1 protein-coding gene is annotated in these 2,653 nt (G+C 32.9%); it reads left to right on the top strand.

Translation table 11 applies throughout. The features are described 5' to 3' along the window. The first annotated feature begins 242 nt into the window (after positions 1-242). Complete coding sequence (locus FPG59_RS15425) at positions 243-2,621, top strand: starch-binding protein (RefSeq protein ID WP_086455437.1); 2,379 nt, start codon at positions 243-245, stop codon at positions 2,619-2,621. The last annotated feature ends 32 nt before the right edge of the window (positions 2,622-2,653 follow it).

Genomic DNA, 2,653 nt, shown 5'->3' with positions numbered 1-2,653 from the left:
GGATTATAGTCTTTGATTAAATCATTTAAGTTATAATATTCAAAATCAAATCAAATTAGTGTATTTTTAGTTTACTAACAATCAGATACTTAATCGATTTCGTGATAATTTATTAACATTCAACTCTACTACAACGATAGAGTGCTAATAACTTTAAAAAAGCAAAATATAAATAAGAATAATAGCGAAAATTATATAAATAAAATGTTAATTTCATAAAGTATTAACTAAAAAATAAACTTATGAAAGCAAAAAATTATTTATTGTTGCTCTTTTTACTATTATTGCACCCCATTGTTTATTCGCAAACAACTGCCACTGGGAGAGAAGTAATGATTCAAGGTTTTCATTGGACCACTGATGTTTCAACAACCAAATGGTACGATGTGATAAAAAGTAATTCAACAGCATTGCAAACTGGTGGATTTGATGCTATTTGGTTACCTCCACCAAGTAAATCAACTGGAGGAATGGGTTATATACCAACAGTTTGGTATGACTTGAATAATGCTCATGGTACCCAAGCACAATTAACATCATTAATAACTGATCTTCATTCAAAAAATATAAAGGTTATTGCAGACATTGTAGTCAATCATCGTGGAGGAACTACTGGGTGGTATGATTTTTCGACACCATCATGGAATACTCCAACACAAACTTGGTCTATTTGCAATAATTCAAATATTAGTCCTTCTGGACAAAAAGGAACTGGAAATCCAGATTATGATCCTGTTCAAGCAGGTTTAAAATCTCCAGGGACTTCAGGTTTGTTTTCTGCAGGTAGAGACTTAGATCATTCTAATGTTGAAGTTAGAAATGGTATCAAAACTTGGATGCTTTGGTTGAAAAATCAAATAGGTTTTGATGGTTGGCGTTATGATTTTGTTCATGGATTTGATGGAAAATATATTAAAGAATATAACGATGCTACCTCGCCTTATTTTTCTGTAGGGGAATTGTTAGAAGGTGACCGAAATAGAATTGTAAAATGGTTAGATTACACAAAGGGTGGAACTAATACAGCTTCTTCTACCGCATTTGATTTTGCAACCAAAAGTGCACTCCAAAATGCTTTTAATGATAATAATTTAAGTTATTTAAAAGATGGTTCTGGCAAAGCTTCTGGTTTAATTGGAGTTTGGCCAGATAAAGCAGTAACCATGCTTGATAATCATGATACGGGACCTGTGCCTTATGGTCAAGATTTATGGATTTTTCCTGGATCAAAAGTATTAAATGGTTATGCCTATATTTTAACTCATCCTGGAACTCCTATGGTTTGGTGGCCTCATTATTTTAATTGGGGAATCAAATCTCAAATTGACGCTATGATTAAAATTAGAAAAGACAATTTACTAACTAACACCTCTACCTTAAATATAGTAGCAGCTTCAAATAATCTATATGCAGCTATTATTGACAATAAAGTGGCAATGAAATTAGGATCAGATAATTGGTCTCCTTCTGGAGCTGGTTGGACATTAAAATTATCTGGAACAGGTTTTGCAATTTGGGACAAGGCAAGTGTTGTTGATGTACCAAGCCTTACAGTAAGTCAAGTAGGAGGATTTTTTACAACTGGAACAACGGTTAACACTACTTTAACAGCTAATACTTCTACATCTGCAATTTATTATACTCTAGATGGTACAACACCAACCATTGCATCGCCATCCACAGTTGGTTCAGTGACACTTTCCATAAATAGCACTAAAACTCTTAATGCTTTTGTGAGAAATACTGTAGGTGTAAGCTCTACAATCAGAACAGAAACATACACTTTTGGTACACTACCAACATTTACAGTATATTTTAAAAAACCAGCAAACTGGAATTCAGCTGTAAAAGTATACTACTGGTCCCCTACAGGTACAGCACCAACAGTAGCTTGGCCAGGAGTTGCAATGACAAAAGATTGTGGTGATTGGTACAAATTTACTTTCCCATCTACTGTAAGCGCTACAAACTTAATATTTAACGATGGAACATTAAAAACTGCTGATCTTGCTACTACTGCCGGAATTAAGTATTATGATAGTGCTTGGTTAGCTGGTGAACCAGCAAATCGTTGTCCTACTCAAACAACTATGACAGTTTATTTTAAACCTCCAACAAATTGGACAACAATACCAAAAATTCATTATTGGAATGCAATCCCTGCTGGAAGTGTAGCCAATACAGTATGGCCAGGTGTTGCTATGGTAGCCGATGTAAATGGGTTTTATAAATATACTATAACAGGACCTACATCAATCAATTTGATTTTTAACAATGGCTCAAGTGGGACTGCAAATCAAACACCAGATTTATTAAATAAAACAAATGGATTCTCTTACTCTTGGGGCACTAGTACAGCAAAAGTTGCACTAAATAAAGAACTTAAAATAGAAGATACTATCATTTCAGTATATCCAAATCCTGTAAGTAGTCTTTTATATATTAACTCAAGTTCTCCAGTTTTAAATTATAAAATTCAAGATATGAATGGCATACAAGTGAAATATGGAAAATCAAACAACAATGCTATTGATATGAGTTATTTGAATAATGGGATATATATCATTCATATTCGCTTTGAAAATGGACAAGAATTAAAACAAAAAATTATAAAAAATTAAAGTATCTATTAGATTATTAGAGGCTGTTCATG

The organism is Flavobacterium sp. FPG59 (genome assembly GCF_002150205.1).
Classification (GTDB): Bacteria; Bacteroidota; Bacteroidia; order Flavobacteriales; family Flavobacteriaceae; genus Flavobacterium.
Note: the sequence above shows the minus strand (reverse complement) of the source record. Positions and strands in the feature narration are given on the sequence as shown.